The organism is Frondihabitans sp. PhB161 (assembly GCF_003814635.1).
Taxonomy (GTDB): Bacteria; Actinomycetota; Actinomycetes; order Actinomycetales; family Microbacteriaceae; genus Frondihabitans.
Genome location: NZ_RKQW01000003.1, coordinates 456,599 through 474,893, shown reverse-complemented (window position 1 = coordinate 474,893; position 18,295 = coordinate 456,599). Strand labels below are relative to the sequence as shown.

The 18,295-nt window shown below is 66.6% G+C and carries 18 protein-coding genes, 1 tRNA gene and 1 other RNA gene; 15 read left to right on the top strand and 5 right to left on the bottom strand.

Annotation, left to right across the window (positions count from 1 at the left end; all coding sequences use genetic code 11):
* The first annotated feature begins 254 nt into the window (after positions 1-254).
* The 5 genes from EDF39_RS14190 to EDF39_RS14170 all read left to right on the top strand — a co-directional run bounded on the left by EDF39_RS14190 (position 255) and on the right by EDF39_RS14170 (position 3,543).
* The gene (locus EDF39_RS14190; protein ID WP_055958195.1) at positions 255-728 is read left to right on the top strand and encodes a peroxiredoxin; all 474 of its coding nucleotides are present in this window, start codon (positions 255-257) and stop codon (positions 726-728) included.
* 156 nt (positions 729-884) lie between these two features.
* Positions 885-957: transfer RNA gene (locus EDF39_RS14185), tRNA-Val, on the top strand.
* A gap of 247 nt (positions 958-1,204) precedes the next feature.
* The gene (locus EDF39_RS14180; protein ID WP_123944054.1) at positions 1,205-1,783 is read left to right on the top strand and encodes a hypothetical protein; all 579 of its coding nucleotides are present in this window, start codon (positions 1,205-1,207) and stop codon (positions 1,781-1,783) included.
* A 57-nt stretch (positions 1,784-1,840) separates the two neighbouring features.
* Entirely contained in the window at positions 1,841-2,773 is a 933-nt protein-coding gene (locus tag EDF39_RS14175; RefSeq protein WP_123944052.1) for an alpha/beta hydrolase fold domain-containing protein, read from the top strand.
* Positions 2,774-2,907: 134 nt separating this feature from the next.
* Entirely contained in the window at positions 2,908-3,543 is a 636-nt protein-coding gene (locus EDF39_RS14170; RefSeq protein WP_158613234.1) for a ScbR family autoregulator-binding transcription factor, read from the top strand.
* Between the two features lie 324 nt (positions 3,544-3,867).
* Here the strand turns inward: EDF39_RS14170 and EDF39_RS14165 are convergent, their stop codons facing one another.
* Positions 3,868-5,484: a GH25 family lysozyme gene (locus EDF39_RS14165; protein WP_123944048.1), complete on the bottom strand. Its 1,617-nt coding sequence runs from the start codon at positions 5,482-5,484 to the stop codon at positions 3,868-3,870.
* Between the two features lie 282 nt (positions 5,485-5,766).
* On the opposite strand from EDF39_RS14165, the gene EDF39_RS14160 reads away from it, so the two are divergent.
* The 4 genes from EDF39_RS14160 to rnpB all read left to right on the top strand — a co-directional run bounded on the left by EDF39_RS14160 (position 5,767) and on the right by rnpB (position 9,201).
* Entirely contained in the window at positions 5,767-7,131 is a 1,365-nt protein-coding gene (locus tag EDF39_RS14160; protein ID WP_123944046.1) for a hypothetical protein, read from the top strand.
* Between the two features lie 25 nt (positions 7,132-7,156).
* Positions 7,157-7,981, top strand: a complete 825-nt coding sequence (locus tag EDF39_RS14155; protein ID WP_123944044.1) for a Nif3-like dinuclear metal center hexameric protein — start codon at positions 7,157-7,159, stop codon at positions 7,979-7,981.
* 44 nt (positions 7,982-8,025) lie between these two features.
* Positions 8,026-8,766 (top strand): zinc ribbon domain-containing protein, encoded by a 741-nt coding sequence (locus EDF39_RS14150; RefSeq protein WP_123944042.1) that lies wholly within the window; start codon positions 8,026-8,028, stop codon positions 8,764-8,766.
* 33 nt (positions 8,767-8,799) lie between these two features.
* Positions 8,800-9,201: RNase P RNA component class A (gene rnpB, locus EDF39_RS14145), an RNA gene on the top strand.
* A gap of 108 nt (positions 9,202-9,309) precedes the next feature.
* Here the strand turns inward: rnpB and ppgK are convergent.
* A complete protein-coding gene (gene ppgK, locus EDF39_RS14140) occupies positions 9,310-10,071 on the bottom strand; it encodes a polyphosphate--glucose phosphotransferase (protein WP_055958172.1) in 762 nt (253 codons plus the stop codon).
* 36 nt (positions 10,072-10,107) lie between these two features.
* Entirely contained in the window at positions 10,108-10,971 is an 864-nt protein-coding gene (gene map, locus EDF39_RS14135; protein ID WP_123944040.1) for a type I methionyl aminopeptidase, read from the bottom strand.
* Between the two features lie 166 nt (positions 10,972-11,137).
* Between map and EDF39_RS14130 the strand changes: the two genes are divergently transcribed.
* The gene (locus EDF39_RS14130) at positions 11,138-13,360 is read left to right on the top strand and encodes a DUF11 domain-containing protein (RefSeq protein ID WP_123944038.1); all 2,223 of its coding nucleotides are present in this window, start codon (positions 11,138-11,140) and stop codon (positions 13,358-13,360) included.
* Positions 13,361-13,540: 180 nt separating this feature from the next.
* Here EDF39_RS14130 and EDF39_RS14125 read toward each other — a convergent pair whose 3' ends face one another.
* Both EDF39_RS14125 and EDF39_RS14120 read right to left on the bottom strand, forming a co-directional pair.
* The gene (locus tag EDF39_RS14125) at positions 13,541-14,650 is read right to left on the bottom strand and encodes a site-specific integrase (RefSeq protein ID WP_123944036.1); all 1,110 of its coding nucleotides are present in this window, start codon (positions 14,648-14,650) and stop codon (positions 13,541-13,543) included.
* On the bottom strand, positions 14,637-15,107 hold the full coding sequence (locus tag EDF39_RS14120) for a helix-turn-helix domain-containing protein (protein WP_158613233.1): 471 nt from the start codon (positions 15,105-15,107) through the stop codon (positions 14,637-14,639). The genes EDF39_RS14125 and EDF39_RS14120 overlap by 14 nt, the downstream gene beginning before the upstream one ends.
* A gap of 92 nt (positions 15,108-15,199) precedes the next feature.
* On the opposite strand from EDF39_RS14120, the gene EDF39_RS14115 reads away from it, so the two are divergent.
* The 5 genes from EDF39_RS14115 to EDF39_RS14095 are packed head-to-tail and all read left to right on the top strand — an operon-like array spanning position 15,200 to position 18,228.
* Positions 15,200-15,388 carry a hypothetical protein gene (locus tag EDF39_RS14115; protein ID WP_123944032.1) on the top strand — a complete coding sequence of 63 codons (189 nt, stop codon included), beginning with the start codon at positions 15,200-15,202 and terminating at the stop codon, positions 15,386-15,388.
* The gene (locus EDF39_RS14110) at positions 15,385-15,645 is read left to right on the top strand and encodes a hypothetical protein (protein WP_123944030.1); all 261 of its coding nucleotides are present in this window, start codon (positions 15,385-15,387) and stop codon (positions 15,643-15,645) included. Before EDF39_RS14115 ends, EDF39_RS14110 begins: the two co-directional genes overlap by 4 nt.
* Positions 15,642-16,001: a hypothetical protein gene (locus EDF39_RS14105; protein ID WP_123944028.1), complete on the top strand. Its 360-nt coding sequence runs from the start codon at positions 15,642-15,644 to the stop codon at positions 15,999-16,001. The genes EDF39_RS14110 and EDF39_RS14105 overlap by 4 nt, the downstream gene beginning before the upstream one ends.
* The gene (locus EDF39_RS14100; protein ID WP_123944026.1) at positions 15,998-16,312 is read left to right on the top strand and encodes a hypothetical protein; all 315 of its coding nucleotides are present in this window, start codon (positions 15,998-16,000) and stop codon (positions 16,310-16,312) included. The genes EDF39_RS14105 and EDF39_RS14100 overlap by 4 nt, the downstream gene beginning before the upstream one ends.
* On the top strand, positions 16,309-18,228 hold the full coding sequence (locus EDF39_RS14095; protein ID WP_123944024.1) for an AAA family ATPase: 1,920 nt from the start codon (positions 16,309-16,311) through the stop codon (positions 18,226-18,228). Before EDF39_RS14100 ends, EDF39_RS14095 begins: the two co-directional genes overlap by 4 nt.
* Positions 18,229-18,295: the final 67 nt, after the last annotated feature.

The following is an 18,295-nucleotide window of genomic DNA, read 5'->3' as shown; positions in this document are numbered from 1 at the left end:
CATGATGCTTTTTTACCCCGGGCCACATGAAAAGCCACAGAGCTGCCGGTACTTCGTCGTCCAGGGGTGAGGACGGGAGGATCCCGACCCGACCACTCTAGTGACCCGCGCCGTCAGTGCTTCTCAGCCACGTCGGATCCTCGGCCACTTGCTTTGCGGGGCTCCGGGCGTAGTGTTGTCGCTCGTGCCGCGGCCCCACCGGGTCCGGCCTCGTGAACACACCGCGAAACCCGCGGCGCGAAAGGAAGCGCGACATGGCTCTGGAGAACGACATCCAGGCACCGGACTTCGATCTGCCGAACCAGTTCGGCGAGCACATCCGGCTGTCGGAGTTCCGCGGGGTCAAGCCCGTTGCCCTCGTGTTCTTTCCCCTCGCCTTCTCGAGCACCTGCACCACCGAGCTGTGCCAACTCCGCGACAACATCGGTCTCTTCCAAGACCACCGCGTCGAGCTGATCGGCATCTCCGTCGACTCCAAGGCAACCCTGCGCTCGTTCGCCGAGGCCGAGGGCTACGAATTCAACCTCCTTGCCGACTTCTGGCCCCACGGCGAAGTCGCTAAGGAATACGGCGTCTTCTTGGAGCACAAGGGCTTTGCCAACCGTGCGACCTTCTTGATCGACATCGACGGCGTGATCCAGGAGCAGTTCGTGACCGCTCCCGGGCAGGCGCGCGACATGGCCGACTACCGCGCCTCGCTCGACGCCTTGGTGCCCGTCGTCGTCTGAGCCTGTCCTCTCCCAGAGGGGCCTGTCTCCTAAGATCGCGACCTCGCGTAAATCGGCCACCGTCACATCGCCGCGGCGCGCGACATCGTCCGATCCGCGCGAGTTCGTCGAATTCATTCCGCTAGCATTGACGCACGCTCGTCGTCACGACGCAGCGGGCCTTTAGCTCAGTTGGTAGAGCGCCACGTTTACACCGTGGATGTCATCGGTTCGAGCCCGGTAGGGCCCACCTCAACACAGTCAAGCGGGCCGCACAGCACCGCTCCCACACCTGGCATAGTCAAGTCATGTGGTGGAAGCGAGCAGCTGACGGTCTCGTCGTTCCTGGAGTCCCTTTGGAGCCGGGTCGGCAGGCGTCGCCCTCCAAGGCTGACAAAGTCTTTTACCGGGGCGGCAGGTACGCGCTGTCGTGGGCGGCAGAGCGCGAGACTCCCGACGACACGCGCGCCATCGTGTATTCCGAATGGCGTGGACGGATGAGATTCATCACCCAAGACACGGGTCGAAAACCGGAAGTCCTGGTTCCTCGTCCTGAGCTGTGGGACGGCGTCGTCCCCGTCGCCCTGCGGGGACGCGCTGCTGAAGTAATCCAGCGCCTCCGCGAGCATTCCGGTCACGAGGTCAGGTACGGTCCCGACCGCGCCTACCCGATTCCGGAGCGACGTGACGTCAACTCGACGGAGGCGACTCGCGACTCCTGCCCGGTCTGCGATACCGAAGTAGTCGCACCACGGCGGCCAAACGACCTTCGACCCGGTACGTCCTATCTCGACATGGAAACCGCAGACCAGGCCATCCGCGCACGCGTCGCCGATGGCCGGTTCGAAGTCATCCGCGCCGCCTACGCCATCGACGACATCGTCGCGGCAGTGATCGAGCGGGGCGTCTACACCTCCGTGGCCTTCCTCCGCTGCACGGCCTCTGACGAGACCATTTTCTGGGGCCTGTCGTCGTACGGAGATCCGATCTACGACCACCAACCGGCCAGCGCCCCCTTCACGTGGCCCTGGAACGCCGGCGAGCCGCGCATCGACAACGCACCGTGGGGCCCGTGAGCGCAGCGCGCCCCGGAAGAGCTCCTGTCATGAGACTCGCGGCCTAGGCTCGACCCCATGCCGAGCATCGCAGCCCGAGGGGTCGCCGTCCTCCTTCGCGTCGTCCGGGCCAATGCCACGTTCGTCGACGCCGGCAAGGCACGCGCCCACATCGAAGACCGAAGGATCCGCCCGCAACCTTTTGCCCCACCGGCGCGGCTTCGGGGAGTGCACGTCGCTCTCGACCGCAGCAGCGGGTGGCCGATCTACACGGTCACGCCGAGCGGGTCGAGTTCGCCCGGCTCCACGCCCGGCGCAGCCCCTCGCGTCGGCGTCGTCTACCTGCACGGTGGGGCCTGGGTCAACGAGATCGTCACCCAGCATTGGAGTCTGATCGCGCAGATCGCCCGCGAGGCCGACGTCGAGGTCACCGTGCCGATCTACCCGTTGGCACCGTTCGGCACCGCCGGCGAGGTCGTCGAGCAGGTCACTCGCATCGCCCTCGATGTCCACGGACGCCTTGGGGGAGTGGTTCTCGCCGGAGACTCGGCCGGAGGGCAGATCGCTCTCTCTGCCGCGCTCCTCCTGCAGGCCGAACACGGTGTCGCCCCGGCGCGGACGATCCTCATCTCGCCGGCCCTCGACCTCTCCTTCACGAACCCCGGCATCCCCGTCGTGCAGCCGCACGACCCGTGGCTCGCTCGACCGGGCGGTATCGTCTATGCCGACCTCTGGCGCGGCGAGCTCCCGGTCGACGACCTCCGGGTGAGCCCGCTCTCGGGCGACCTGGCCACGGTCGGCCCGATCACGGTGTTCAGCGGTACCCACGACATCCTCAATCCCGATGCTCGCCTGCTCGCCGAGCGAGCCGAGGCTCTCGGCGCCGATCTCACCTACTTCGAAGCTCCCCAGCAGGTGCACGTGTATCCGCTCCTCCCGACCCCAGAGGGTCGAGCTGCACGCCGCACACTCGTCGAGCAGGTCACGGGCAGTCTCGCGCCGCGTCGCTAATCGTTTTAGGCATCGCTCACCGAATAATCGGTCAGCAATGCGTAAAACGGTGAGCGACACCGGCGTTCCCTCGGCGCCTCACCGAAACAGTCCGATCAACCTGTTTCCCTCTGCCACCCCGGTACGCTCTACTCGTGCCGACCCAGGAGAGAGCCCTCGCGACACGGGCAGCAGTGATCCAGGGCGCCGCCACCGTCTTCAACGCCCGCGGTTACGCAAACGCGTCGCTCGACCTCATCGCCGACGAGGCCGGTGTCACACGGGGAGCGATGTACTTCCACTTCCACTCCAAAGACGAGATCGCGAACGCCGTCATCGACGAGCAGCACAGGGTCGCTCGCGTGGCGGCCGGCAAAGCGCTAGCCGAGGCCGAGAGCGCTGTGGAGGGGATGCTGCGCATGTGCGCGAGCCTCGCTCACCAGCTGACCAGCGAGACCATCGTGAGCGCCGGCATCCGCCTGACCACCGATGGCACGGCGTCGGAGCTCTCCGCAGAGAACCCCTACCTCGAGTGGATCGACTCGTTCGAGACCCTCGTCACCCTCGGCCAGGAGCAGGGCGACCTCTTCGAGCATCTCGACCCGCGTCGAGTGGCCGAGTACATCATCCCGAGCTACACCGGAGTGCAGCTCGTCTCCGACACTCTGCGCCAGCGACGCGATCTGCTCGACCGTATTCGCGATATGTGGGAGTTGCTTTTCCCCGCCCTCGTCCGGCCGGAGCGGATGGAATCTGCGCGACACCTGTTATCGATCGTCTCCTCTCGCTGATATTCAGGGTGCGGGTGGCCAAAACAATCCGACCGGCCCGGTTTGTAACAGTTCGATGAACTCGTTGCAAACCTATGGATTCCGGGCGCCCGAACCTCTAAGTTCGGGTTTGGGGACGACGCCCCTCTTTCTCTGAGCGGAAAGAAGGCGTCGCCACGCGGCGTGGCAGCAGTTGAGCTGAGGGCTCGAGCTGTCGCAATGCTTCGATCCGATTCGGCGGATCGAATGGAGCGAGGATCAGGCTCCACTCGAAAGAGCAGGATCCGAGACCACACGAGGTCTCGGATCCTGCTCTCTGTCGTTTATTGGGCCGTAATGGGCAGGTCAGCCGACGAACAGCCTGGTGCCCCAGCTCGTCGAGCTTCCGAAGGCCTTACGGGCGGCGAACGGGGTGGCGGCCTTCCCGGTTCCGGGGAACAGGTAGGTCTTGCCCGAGGTGCCGACACCGATCAGATCGGCTTTGCCGTCTCCGGTGATGTCACCCGGGGTGAAGAGACGCTTGTAGCTGTTCCAGCCGGAGCTCGCCAGGGTCGAGCCACGAAGGCTGCTGCTCGAGGGGGAGTGCGTGTACAGAGCGAGTCGGCCGGCGGAGTCGCGCGCGAGCAGATCGGCGTTTCCGTCTCCGGTGAAGTCGCCGGCGCCTACGAGTGCGGTCTTGGAGTTCCAGCCCGAGCCGAACTGCACGCGGCCCTTGAAGGTGCCGTTGCCCGCGCCGAGGTAGGCCCAGAGCACTCCGACCTTGTCGACCGCGACGAGATCGGCGATACCGTCGCCGTTGAAGTCACCGGCGGAGGTGATGTTCGACAGGGCGCTCCAGCCTTTGGCGGCGGTCACGCGAGTGCCCAGTTTGCCCGTGGCGCCGATCGGGAAGTAGTACAGCGTGCCCGACGACGACCGCGCGTAGAGGCCGGCATACCCCGACGACTTGATCTTTCCTACCGCAGCGAAGGCGTTGTACGACTTCAGGCCGGAGCCCATCGCGACACTCGACGACGAGAGGAGGTATCCCTTCGCGTTGCCCTTGTAGAAGTAGGCCCCGCCGGCCGACGACACCACGAGCAGGTCGTTCTTCTTATCGCCGTTGAAGTCGTGCAAACGCGGCGCGGTGCTCGTGCCATGGCCGTAGGTGGGGTCGGCGAGGAGGTGGAGCGACGTGAGGGTGCCGTTGTAGACGTCCTGGTCGTAGTCGGTGCCGCCGTTGCCCGCGGTGTTCTTCCCCTCGCGCCACTGCCACATGGTCCAGGTCGCCCAGCTCGATGGGATGGCCCCGACCGTGGAGTCGTAGCTGGCCTGCCAGAGGGCGGTTCCGGCGAACGTTTTCGTCGAGTTGCCGACGCACTCTGTCCAGAAATCGCGCGAGGTGTAGATGATCGGGGTGCGACCGACCTTCGCCGTGACCTCGGCCAAATACGACTTGATCCACGATTGGAGCTGCGTAGGCGTCATACCGAAGCAGGCATTGATACTCGTCTGCTGATTGTTCTTCTCGATGTCGAGGACCGGAGGCAACGTCTGGCCCCCAGCGGACCAGAGCTTGCCCTGGGCGGTGTCAGACGCCTTTGATGCGAAATAGTCGGCCTGCGTGATCGCGTTCTTCGTCAGGTTCGTCGAGGGCAGGTTGGGAGCGGCGAGGTGGTACGCACCTCGAATAAGGCCCGCGTTGTACGCGCCGTTCCACTGATCGGCGAAAGCCTCGTTCGTTACCTTGTAGCCGCCGCTCGCCTTAATGAGCGCGAATTGCACACCGGCGGCCTTCTGTGCGGCCCAGTCGACGTCGGGGTTGCCCTGGAAGTGGCTCTGCCACTCCGAGACATCGATGCCCTTCGGAAAGCTGGACGACGGCGCAGCCACCGCCGCCGAGGCCCCGGCGACGGCCACGAGAGCCGACACGGTCACGGTGGCGAGGCCGACGGCGACCCGGCGGCGGATGGAACGGTGCATGCGCTTCCCCCTCGGAAGACGATCTGAACAAGCCTTTGCCGACGCACGCTGACAGGCGCACGTGCAATCGGCGCTCTCACCCTAAGCGCTCACCCCCGTCACCCGCACTAGTCACTTACAGCCTCTCAGCCCGTCGGTCGCCCGGTGAGTGTCCGCTATCTGCTGATGAATTGGACTGGACACCAGCGGTCGGGGACAGTGACGAACACTCACGGGGGAGTGAGACGAGAGTGCGCGGCGCGTCATGACAAATACCGACATGTGAGCGCATATCATTCCGCCATGGAACACCAGCGCGAGTCGAGCAGTTTAGGGGCGGTGACAGCCATCATGGAGGCCGACGAACGCCCCGCCGAGACTCCTCAGACCGACGATATCCCCACCGTGAGCGCAACCTCCGAGACCGCAGTCGTCGGGGGCTCAGTCATCACCAGCCCGGTCGCCGAGAGCCCAGCTACCGACGACTCGCTCGCAGCTCCGAACGACCTCGACGACTTTCCCGAAGACACCCTCGTTCCCGAGCCGGTCGAGCGCAGCTTTCCCCAGCCTCCCGAGCGCGGCTCGCTGGAAGACGAACACCTCGTCCCTCTCGTCGGACGCCACACCGACGACACCGCGACGATCGACCTGATCGGCATCCTGCAGGCGCAGATGCAGCTCCGCGCCACAGAAGCCGCGCGCTTCGCCGCCTGGGAGGCCGAGATCCGCCGGATCGGCACCGACGAGGCTCTCGAAGAGCTCGAGAAGACCCGCCTGCACTTCACCGGCGTGATTCCGATTCAGAGCGGCCCGCCCCTCATCTCCGTCGACCGCACGCCGCCGCCCGCCACAGAACCGACGTCGGCCGAGCTCGATGCACACGCGAGCTCAAGCAAGAACGCAGACCCGCGCGCTGACAAAGACGCCGCCGCCGCTGAGCTCGTCACGGTCGACCAGACCCCCACGGGCGAAGGACTCGTTCCGCTCCGACTCCGCAAGACGGCCGCAGAGCTCCCCGTCGTGACCGCCGGTGACATCCCCGCGGTTGACGACGCGTCGAGGAATGTCCACGCCGAGCGTGCCCGCCTCGCCGACGAAGAACTGCTCGAGCACGGAACCCCCACATCACCCGGCCAGCCCAGTGCCGAGGCGGGCGTTCCCGCCCGGGCGAGCACCAGGATCCTGGTCGCCTCGCTTTCCGCCCTCGCGGTCGTCGTCGTGATCGCAGCCGTCCTCGCCAACGCCATCGGTGCACCGGTCACCCCCTCCGCCGCGCTCGGAGCGATCGCCGTTCCGGCCGCGGCCTGGATCGGCATCGTCCTGGGGCGCATCGCGCTCCGCTCCCGGGCGGCCGCGGGCAGCGTGTCGAACCGCTCGTCCGGTCTGGCCCTCGCTCTCGCGGTCATCGTCGGCGTCGTCATCGGCGAAGGACTTATTCGAACCACGTCGTCCGCCTTCGCCTGGCAGGGGTACCTCCTGTCGCTGGTGCAGGTGCACGGCGTGCCCCGCGACCTCTCCGTCGTCGGGGGTCTCGCAGCGGCGCTTGTGCTGGCATTCGTGATCGTCGTTGCTGTCGACGGTCGCAAGGGCCAGGCCAGCGACCGCTCGGCCAGCACCCATGACGGCTCGGCCGGCGATTCCCAAGGCTCGTCCGCCGCCCGAGCCTGAATCGCCGGTCGACTAAGCTTGACCAGTGGTCACACTCGAAGCCGTCGGCGCAGCCGTCGAAGCACTCTGGCCCCTCTCGGGAGCCTCTGGCTGGGATTCCCCGGGGCTCGTCTCTGGTGATCCGACCGCGACTGTGGGCCGCATTCACCTTGCAGTCGACGCGGTGCTCGATACCGCCGACGAGGCACTCGAGGTCGGCGCCGATCTGCTGCTCGTCCACCACCCGCTGCTGTTCCACGGTGTGACGAGCGTCGCCGAGTCCACGACCAAGGGCGCTGTGCTCGCTCGACTCATTCGCGGATCCTGCGCCCTGCTCTCTGCCCACACCAATGCCGACGTCGTCGAGACCGGCACATCGCGAGCGATCGCAGCCCGATTGGGCCTCGTCGATCAAGCTCCGCTTGAGACGTCGTCTGGCGAGTCCACCGGCACGACCGGGCTCGGCATCGTCGGGCGCCTGCCGCAGCCCGTCACACTCGTCGCCCTCGCCCGAGCCCTCGCCGACATCCTGCCGTCGGTCGCCGGGGGAGTCCGCGTGGCCGGGGCATCCGACCGGGTCATCCAGACCGTCGCCCTGTGCGGCGGTGCGGGCGACTCGCTGCTCGACAACCCGTCCGTCGTGGGCGCCGACGTCTACATCACCAGCGACCTCCGCCACCACCCGGCCTCCGACGCGCGCGACCGCATGCTTCTCGGGCAGGGCCCGGCGCTCGTCGACGTGTCGCACTGGGCCAGCGAATGGCTCTGGCTCGACACGGCGGCCGCAGAGCTGCGCGCCGCCCTTCCGGGTGTCGAGGTCTCCGTGTCGGAGCTCCGCACCGACCCCTGGGATTTCGCCGTCCTCCAGTGAGACCGGCTCCTTCCGCTTTCCGCACCGAACGCAAGTGAGACTCAATGCCCCAGAAAGCCAGCCCCGCCGACCAGGCGCTCCTGCTCGACCTGCAGCGCCTCGACACGACAGCGCAGCAGCTTGCCCACCGCGCTCGCCAGCTGCCCGAGAACGCCCAGCTCGCCGAATACGAGAAGCAGACGGCCGCCCTCCGCGTGCGCCTGACTTCAGAAGAAGCTGTCTTCGAGGCGGCTCGCCGCGAACTGACGCGCGTCGAATCCGACGTGACCGTCGTCGAGGCGCGAATCGCGAGAGATCGGGAACGACTCCAGTCGTCGTCATCGCCCAAAGACATCCAGGCTCTCGAACAGGAGCTCACGGCACTCGCCTCACGGCAGAGCAACCTCGAAGACATCGAGCTGGAGGTGATGGATCGGGTCGAACAGACCAGCGCCGTCGTCGCCGGCACGCAGTCCGAACTCGACGCGATCGCCGCTTCGAAGACCGAGCTCGCCACCTCGCGCGAAGCGTCGCTCGCCCAGATCGAATCCGAGCGAGGCCACGCCATCGCCGACCGTGAGACGATCGCCGGCCGCATCCCCGCCGACCTCCTCGCCCTGTACGAGCGCCAGCGCGAGCGCTACGGAGTCGGAGCCTCTCACCTGCGTGCTCGGGTCTCGAGCGCCAGCGGCGTCGAACTCACCGGCAGCGACCTGGCGGCGGTCCGTTCCGCCGCCCCCGACGACGTGCTGCTCTGCCCCGACAGCCAGGCCGTCCTGGTGCGGACGTACGAGTCGGGCATCTGACCCGAGCCCACCCCGCTAGGCTTGTCTCGCGAATGGGTCGGCAAGACGGTCGCGTCGCGGAGCTCGCAAGGGCATCGCGCCGAGGAACGTCCGGGCTCCACAGAGCAGGGCGGTGGGTAACACCCACCCGGGGCAACCCGCGAGACAGTGCAACAGAAAGTAGACCGCCACGGCGCCCTCTTCGGAGGCGCGACGGGGTAAGGGTGAAACGGTGGTGTAAGAGACCACCAGCGGTTCGGGTGACCGACCGGCTAGGTAAACCTCGCCCGGAGCAAGGTCAGACAGAGGGCGCATGAGACTGCTCGTCCAGCCCTCGGGTAGACCGCTAGAGCGCTGCGGCAACGTAGAGCCAAGATAGATGGCCGTCCATGCCTCACCGGTTGCGCAAGCGGCCGCGAGGCAAGACAGAACCCGGCGTACTAGCCGGCCCATTCGCCCACGACCGAAACAGGCGAAGGATCCAGCAGCCCGTTGCCGGGGTGCCGGATCCTTCGCCTGTTATCGCTCTGCCGCTCCTGCGAGCGACGGCCCGAAACGACTGCCCTAGAAGGACGGCTTCGACTCGGCTGCCAGGGCCGCGGCCCCGAGGATGCCCGCGTTGTTGCGCAGCTTCGCCGGCACGATCTCGGCGCGCAGGTCGAGGAGCGGCAAGAATTCGTCGTAGTGCTTCGACACGCCGCCGCCGACGATGATCAACCGAGGGTAGAGCAGCGCCTCGAGGCGGGAGTAGTACTTCTGCAGGCGCTTGGCCCAGTGCTTCCAGCTGAGGTCATCGCGCTCCTTGGCGGCGAACGAGGCCTTCGTCTCGTAGTCTTTGCCCTCGATCTCGAGGTGGCCAAGCTCGGCGTTGACGATGAGGACACCGTCGTGGATGAGTGCGGTGCCGATACCGGTGCCGAGGGTGGTCATGATGACGAGACCTGCGACACCCTTCGCGGCACCGAACTGCGACTCGGCGTACCCGGCGGCGTCGGCGTCGTTGACGAAGTGGATCGGCTTTCCGAGGGTCGACTCGAAGAGCTTCTCGGCCTCGAAGTCGATCCACTTCTTCGAGACGTTGGCGGCCGAGAGGGTCTTGCCATCCATGATGGCGGCGGGAAAGCACACGCCGACGTGCAGTTCAGTTGCGTCGTCGCCGAGCTCTTCGATGATCTCTTTGACGACGGCGACGATGGCATCCGGTTCGCCGCCCGCCGGGGTCGGCTTCTTGATGCGATCGGTGACGAGCTCGCCCGACTCGACGTCGACGATGGCGCCTTTGATGCCGGTACCGCCGATGTCGATGCCCACTGCCTTGGTGGTCATGGGGAACTGCCTTTCTAAAGGGGAGGGGTGGAGTGTCTAGTAGGTGGTGAGGACTTCGGCGCCGCGCTCGGTGACGACCATGGTGTGCTCGAACTGGGCGGTGAGAGAGAAGTCGCGGGTGGTGACCGTCCAGTCGTCGGCCCAGATATCGGCGTCGACACCGCCGAGCGTGAGCATGGGTTCGATCGTGAACACCATCCCGACCTCCATGACGTCGTCGAACTGCGGCGCGTCGTAGTGGGGAATGATGAGGCCGGAGTGGAACGCGCGGCCGACGCCGTGGCCGGTGTAGTCGCGGACGACCCCGTAGCCGAAACGCTTGGCGTACATCTCGATCGCTCGGCCGATCACGTTGACCTGGCGCCCCGGGGCGACGGCTTTGATGCCGCGGTTCAGAGCTTCGCGGGTGCGCTCGACGAGGTCGACGGTCGTCTGGGGCGCGTCGCCGACGACGAACGTGCGGTTGGTATCGCCGTGAACGTCGTTCTTGTACGCGGTGATGTCGATGTTGACGATGTCGCCGTCGAGCAGCACGGTGTCGTCGGGGATTCCGTGGCAAATGACCTCGTTCACCGACGTGCACACCGATTTCGGAAACCCCCGGTAGCCGAGGGTGGACGGGTAGGCGCCGTGGCTGGTGACGTAGTCGTGCGCGATCACGTCGAGCTGCTCGGTCGTCACGCCCGGTCGTATCGCCTCGCCTACGGCGGTGATGGCATCGGCGGCGATCCGGCTCGACTCGCGGATCAACTCGATGGTGGCCGCGTCGTAGACGTCACCGCCCGTGTAATCCGCGGGAGCCGCCTTGCCGACGTACTCGGGACGAACGATCGACGAGGGGACCGGTCGCAGCGGCGAGATCCGGCCGGGGGTCAGATGACCGTGTGAGTCCCGGGGCATGCGTTCCAGCTTAGGGGTCAGCCGGCCTTGCCGGCGTACGGGCGACCGCGGTACCCGAGCGGCTGGAAGCGGCCCCGGTAGTTATCCCCAGGGGCAGACCGGTCTGGTTGCGCATACCAATATCAGATGCCAATATGGCCGAATTATCCCCGCGTGAAAGGCCCCCATGCACCCCACAAGACCCCGTCGCACCGTCGCGGCCGTTGCCGTCGCCGCCGTTGTCACAGCGCTCGCTCTCCCCGCCGCGACGGCAGAGGCGAGCGCAGCGCCCCGAGACTTCCCCCTGCCCTTTGAGCAGAACTTCACCGCCGGTGCCGCGGGCGGCACGCTGCTCGACGACGCGGCCGTCGACACCGGCTGGCTCCGGCTCACGACCGACACTGCGCATCACAAGGGGTCATGGATCACCGACGAGCCGTTCGACACCACCCTCGGCCTCGACATCACCTTCGACTACGGCATGTACGCCGACGCACTGGGCGGCGACGGTATTTCGTTCTTTCTCGCCGACGGTGACGCCCAGCCCGCCACCGGTGCTCACGGCGCAGGGCTCGGCTATTCCTGCATGTCGACGACCGCGAGCGTCGGCGACTGCACCATCCCCGGCGTGCCGGGCGGCTATCTCGGCATCGGCTTCGACGAGTTCGGCAACTTCAGTCTGCCCCTCAACAACTCGGGCCCGGGCAGGGCACCGAGCTCGATCGCAGTCCGCGGATCGGGCGACGGTCTCGTCGGCTACCCCTTTCAACTCGGCGCCCCGGCACCCGGCGGTTCGCTGATGACGGGAGACCGGGCCGGCGCACGCTCGGCACGCATCCGCATCCAGCCCGCGGGCAAGGCGGTCAGGTTCACCGTCCAGACCAACCGTGGCGGCGACACTCCCCTCGAAACCGTCTTCGACGACGTCGACGTCAACACCTGGTCGGGCCAGGCGAGCCTGCCGCCCACGCTCCGTCTCGGTTTCGCGGCCTCCACCGGCACGGCGAAAAACCTTCACGAGATCGACAACCTGCGGGTGACCGTCCCCGCCGACCTGGCCATCTCCAAGACCGGGCCCGCCGAGGTGGTTCCCGGCCGGGCGATCTCCTGGGAGGTCACGGCGACAAACCCGGGCGAGAATCCCGTGGCGAATGCCCTCGTACGCGATTCCGTCCCGTCGTCCGTGTCGGGGGTGACCTGGTCGTGCGCCGCCTCGGCTGGCTCCGCCTGTCATGAGGCGTCAGGATCCGGCAACACGCTTGCCACCCACACCGATCTCAATCCCGGAGGCAGCGCCACCTACCGCCTGACCGGCACGGTCGATCCCGCAGCCACGGGCGTCCTCGACAACACCGCCACCGTCGAGGTGCCTGCCGACCGGAACGACGGCGATCTGTCGAACAACACCGCCACCGCGTCCACAGCCCTCACACCGCAGGCCGAGATCAGCACGACGAAGACGTACGCACTCCTCGACCAGACCGACGAGCTCGTCGCGCCCGGCGAAGACTTCACCTACACGATCACCGCTCAGAACGCGGGGCCCTCCACCGCTCGCGCGATCGGTGCCACCGACGCACTTCCCGCCGGTATCCACTTCGTGGCATCCGACGATGGCTGCACGGCCACGGGCCAGAACGTGACCTGCTCGTCGACCGAGACCCTTGCCGTCTCGGGCTCGAAGGCATTCACCTTCACCGCCCGGCTCGACGCCGACTACGTCGGCGACGGCTCCGACCTCGCGAACATCGGAGTGGGCACCTCACCCGATGATGCCGACGGAGGCACCCCCTCCGAGCCGGTCACCATCCCGGTGACAGATCCGCCAAAGGCCGAACTCACGACCGACAAGCGCGCCGAAATCGGTGGGGGAAAAGACACCGTCGCGCCGGGCGATTCGCTCGACTATGTGCTGACGGCCACGAACCACGGCACGGCCCCGGCGACCGACGTCGGCATGGTCGACGACCTTCCGCGCGGCCTCACCTTCGCCGCGGGCGACGACTGCGCCGCTACGGGGCAGCGGGTCACCTGCGCGTCCGACCGCACACTCCGCCCGGGGGAGTCGACGAGCTTCCGCATCACGGCCACGCTCGACCCGGCCTACGCCGGAGACGGAGCCGACCTCGCCAACATCGCGATCGCAACCTCTCCGAGCGATGCCGATGGGGCGGATCCTTCTCCTCAGGTGTTTATCCCCGTCTCTCAGGGCGAGAAGCCGTCCGGGCCCCCATCATCGCCGAGCCCTGTGGCGGCCGCGGGTTCCGGGCCGGCATCCGGGCCGCGCGCCCCGCTGCAGCTCGCCTTCACCGGATCGCAGGGGATCGCCCGAGTCGTCGCACTCGCCCTCGCTCTAGCGGCCGCGGGCGTGGGCCTGGTCGGCGCGTCTCGCCATCGGCGTCGCTCGTGACCGTGCTGCCGTGAGGGGGCTCGGTTGAGCGAGCTGGCGTGGGCGCGCCTGCAGTAGCGCCCTGGCCGCCAACCGAAACGGGTCGGCGGCCAGGGGTAGGGTCAATCCATGGCTGACAGCGATCACGAATTCTGGTTCAACACGAAGACTTGAGCCACTACCCGCATAAACACTGGGGAGTTAGGCCTTCTGGGTGTCCCTAGTCCGTGAAAAGTCCGCGGAATTCTGGAGCGCCTCGGCGAGCATCGCCCCGGAAGCCACGCGCGTCCGGTCCTCTGCGGTCGGCCAGAGGTGGCTGTAGGTGTCGAGCGTGGTCGTCGCCTTCGCATGACCGAGTGCGCGCTGAACGGTCACCACGTCCGCGCCGGCCGCAATCAGGCCCGATGCGTAGAAGTGTCGGAGGTCGTGCGGGGTGAACTCGCCGAGGCCCACCGACTTGACCGCCGCCCGCCAGTTGTGGCGGAGTTGGTCGCCCGACGGCGGTAGGCCGTCTTTACCTGCGAAGAGGTACTCGTCCGCGCCGTAGACGCCGACGTTGTTCTTGTGCTCGCTGAGCATTATGAGCAGGCCGTCCGAGAGGGCGACGTGCCGCTCGGATCCGTACTTCGGAGGCACCAGCTCTATCGCGCCCTCGTGCCATTGGACCTGCCTCTGCACATGCAGATGCCTCCGCAGGAAGTCCACGTCACTGAGACGCACGGCGGCAACCTCTCCGATGCGCAGGCCGGCGAACGCGCCTAGGAGCACGAGCGGCCGAAGCCGGAGGTCGCACGCCTCAAGCATTCGGCCAACCTGCTCCGGCGTCGGGATCGACATTGCGTGCGCGGCGCGTCGCAGGCGAGGGAGCGCGACACCCTCAGACGGATCGGCACCGAGCAGTCGATCCTTCACGGCAGCACGGAGCACCGATCGGACGTTGTTGAAGCGCGTGCGCACGGTGCCAGGTGCGAGCGTGGTCGTCAGCGTTTTGACCCATGACTCGACATGCGAGCGGCGAAGGTCGCGGAGGGGCTTGTCTCGGAAGGTGCAGCCCTTCATGGCCGTGTCCATCGCCCGCATCGTCCCGTTCGCCCAGACCTGGCGCGTGGCCCAGTCCGAGTAGAACGAGGCCAGCGTGACCTTGGCCGTCTTGGGGTCAACCCAGGCGCCACTCCGCAGCGCGACGGTCTGCTCGTCTAGCCACTCCTGTGCGGCCTTCTTGGTCGGACGGTGCGCGGCATGCTCCTTGCCGTCCTCACCGACATACCGTGCCCGCCAGCGGCCGTCTGGCCGCTGTTTAAGACTCGCCATCGGAGTCACCCAGGTTCGTTTGCTCTGCGCGCGCGTGCTCGACCATGGCCTCGAGGTCATCAGCGAGGAGCGGTGCCACGTCAGCATCGTCAGTCAGCCCCAGCATGGAGGCTGATATGGCGAGCTCGACTCGGGCATCGAGGAATGACCTAAGGCCCTCGAGAAGATTCGCTCTCGCGCTAAGGAGGCCAATCTTCTGGTGCCGCAGCGGATCTTCGGAAGGCGACTGGGGAACCAAGTCACCCAGTCGAACGTCTAGAAGAGTCGCGATGGCGAGCAGCTCGGTAACCCTCAGCACGCGGGCACCGCTCTCGATGCGCGACACGGCCGACGCGTCAACGGTCATGCCCTGCCCCGCAAGGGACTCGGCGAATGCCCGCTGGCTAAGGCCCAGGGCGGATCGGCGGGCCGCGATGAGGGAGCCGACCTTCTTGGAAACATCTTCTTCTCGTTGCATGGGGAACATCCTATGCGGTTGCGGACACATGACGGTAGTAGTAAGTTCATGTTCAGATGAACACAACGTGTTCGCATTGACAAGGAGTCGCCATGACAGTCCACCTGCTCACCATCCCCGAGGCCGCGCCTCAGTTCCGCAAGACCGAGCCCGCCATGAGGTTCTGGCTTCAGACCAAGGACTGCCCCCTCAAGACACTGAAGATCGGCGGCCGGCGGTTCGTGACGCAAGAGAGCATCGACGCTTTCTTCGCGAAGGCGATCGCCGAGGTCGCGGCATGAGCGCCGTCGAGCTCACCCCGGCGCCCGTCGACCACGCCGCGCTCTTCGAAGAGCACCGCGACGGGTGGCACGTCGGCTATGCCCCCTCCACCTGCCACAACTGCGAGACCTCAGACATGCCCGAGCTCGGCGTCGCGACTCCCGAGCGCACCGCCGCAGCGCGCGCCTACTTCACGGCCCGCAACGATGACGAGCGGAGAGCGCTCACGTTCACCGACTGGGAAGCCATCGACGCCTGGACGAAGGTCGACCGATGAAGGCCACGCAGATCCTCGACGCTGCACAGCAAGCCCACCTCGACCACCTCACGGAAGCAGATGCCGACCACAGAGCCCTGCTTGCCGACGCCAAGCTGGCCCGCACCGCCTATGACGCCGAAGTCTCCCGCAAACGCATCGAGACCGCGCGACTCGCCGAAGAGGGCCGCGTCCGACTCGACCTTGACCTCAAGGCCCGTTGCGCAGAAAGCGCCAGGGTGCGCGATCAGGCCATACGAGCCACCTTCGATTCCGGCGTCCTGATCTACCACATCGCTCAGAAGCGACACGGCGTCCACTCCGTGGACTACGGCATTGTCCGAGCCTCACTTGATCGAACGGAACCCGAAGCATGACCCCCGCCGAGCGCTACATGAAGACCGCGCAAGCCGTGGTCGACCTCCTGCCCACGGGGCAATCGACTGAGACGGCTGACCCTGAGGCGATGCGTATCGCGGTCAACTCGTTTAGCTTCGCCGCCAGCGATGTCACCAACCTCATCCTTGATACGCCCGGCCCAAACACGCCCGCCCAACTCGACGCCCTCACATCACTCGTCGCTCAAGAACAGTGGATCTATCAGTGGCAACGGGGCGATGCCCGCGAAGTCCTCACCTATGGCCCACCGCTCATGAAGCGCATCGAACGCCTGGTGCGGCGCGCATGACCGAGCCGCTCCACCTCGCGCTCACCCTCGCCGCCAACGGGTACTACGTGCTACCTGTCGGGCCCAACAAGATCCCACTCACCCCTCACGGCTTTCACGACTCGTCGCAGGACCCCGAGGTCATCGCCACATGGTTCTCGGTCGACTACCCGAACGCACCTTTGGTCGGTATCGACAACGGCCGCAGCAACGTCGTGGTCCTCGACATCGACGTGCACGGATCCGAGACCGGCTTCGACTCCCTCGGCGAGAGGGGCCTGACCCCACCCGACACCATCACCTACTCGACGCGCTCGGGTGGTGCGCACTACGTCTACCGGGACACAAGCGAGACCGGCCTAGCTCGCGAGATCACCTACGACGGCATGCGGCACGTTGACCGGTGTGCCGGCCTTGGCTACACGATCTGGTGGGGGAGCCTCGAGCAGGCTGCGCTTCCACCCGCGCCCGCGCCGGAATGGCTCACCCGTCCGCGCCCAGTCGCACCACCCTCGGGCGCATTCGATGGCGCCGTGGGGGAGTGGGTCGAGCTCTGCGCAAAGGGGCCGATTTCAGGCCAAGTTGCCGCGGTCGTCGCGTCAATTCCTCAGACCGACTTCGGCCATGCGGAGCTCATTGCCCTGCAGCGGCAGATCGTAGGTCGCGGCGCAGATGGTGACGCCGGCATTGCTCTCGCGCTCAGTGCGCTCAAGACAGCATGGCTCCGAGGCGAGTACGACACTCCCGAGAACCGTCGCGAGTTCGACATCTCGCTCGAGGGGGCCGTCTCCAAGTTCGGCGCGTTCGAGCCGTGGGCGTTCGTGCCTGCGATGGAGGCTCAGTTCGGCGCGCTGCCCGAGCAGACCGCGGACGCACCGATCGACGAGTCGCTCCTTCGCGACGCCCGGGACATCCTTCGTCGCGAGCAGGTGCAGCAACTCGCCGAAGAGATGCGCACCTCACCGCCGCTGCAGATCCTCACCCGCGCCGACCTCGAACTCATCAAGCCGTCCGCACCACTGGTCGACGGTTGGCTGTACTCGAACACGGTCGCGACGCTCGCGGCCACGGGTGGTGTCGGCAAGACGGCTATCGCCCTCGACTGGGCCCTTTGCATGGGCACCAATGAGACCTGGCTCGATCACGAGGTGGCCCAAGGCGAGGTGCTCTTCATCGAGGCCGAGGGCTTCGCGAACCTCGACAAGCGCATCCGGGCCTGGGACATCCATCACGGCTACGAGCCCGGCACAACGGGCGGCAACATCCACTTCGTACCCGGAGCCACGCTGAATGTGCCGACGCTCAGGCAGATCGAGAAGCGCATCCGATCCTCGCAATACCGCCTAGTCATCATCGACACCTTCGCGAGCTCCTTCGCAGTGAAGAGCGAGAACGACAACGCCGAGGTGTCGGGCATCTACCGCGAGCTCAAGCGCCTCCGCGACTGCGGACCCGAAGTGACGATCCTGCTCATCGCGCACACGACCGAGAGCACCGACGCCCGCGGCAACCGCTCGTCCAAGCACCGCGGCGCCTCAGCCTTCCGGGACGACTCAGACACGCTCATCATCGGCGCCGGCAACCGTGACAGCTTCACACTCTCCACGGACGCTGGACGCCACGGTAAGCAGCGGGACGCCGAAGAGCGCACCACGCCTGACCTCCATCTCATGCGGGTAGGTGGGCATGTCGTGGTCGCGGAACTGTCAGACGACGACGCTATGGCGCGTGACGAAAAGGTCAAGGAACGGGTCGCTCGGCTGACCCCAAACCAGGAGTACAAGTCGTCAGAAATGAAGACGGCCCTTGGCTACAGATCAGACAAGGAGTTCAACGCCTGCCGCCAGCGCGCGCTCGAGCTCGGGCTTATCCGAAAAAATGGAGAGTCAAACAAGGCGCCCTACATCCGCCTGGTCTGGGATAGCCCCGGGGTTTAGGCCCCCGTTCCATTCATTCAGGCCCTACGCCCCCCTCTGGGGCGGGAGCGAATGGAGGGGAGTGAAT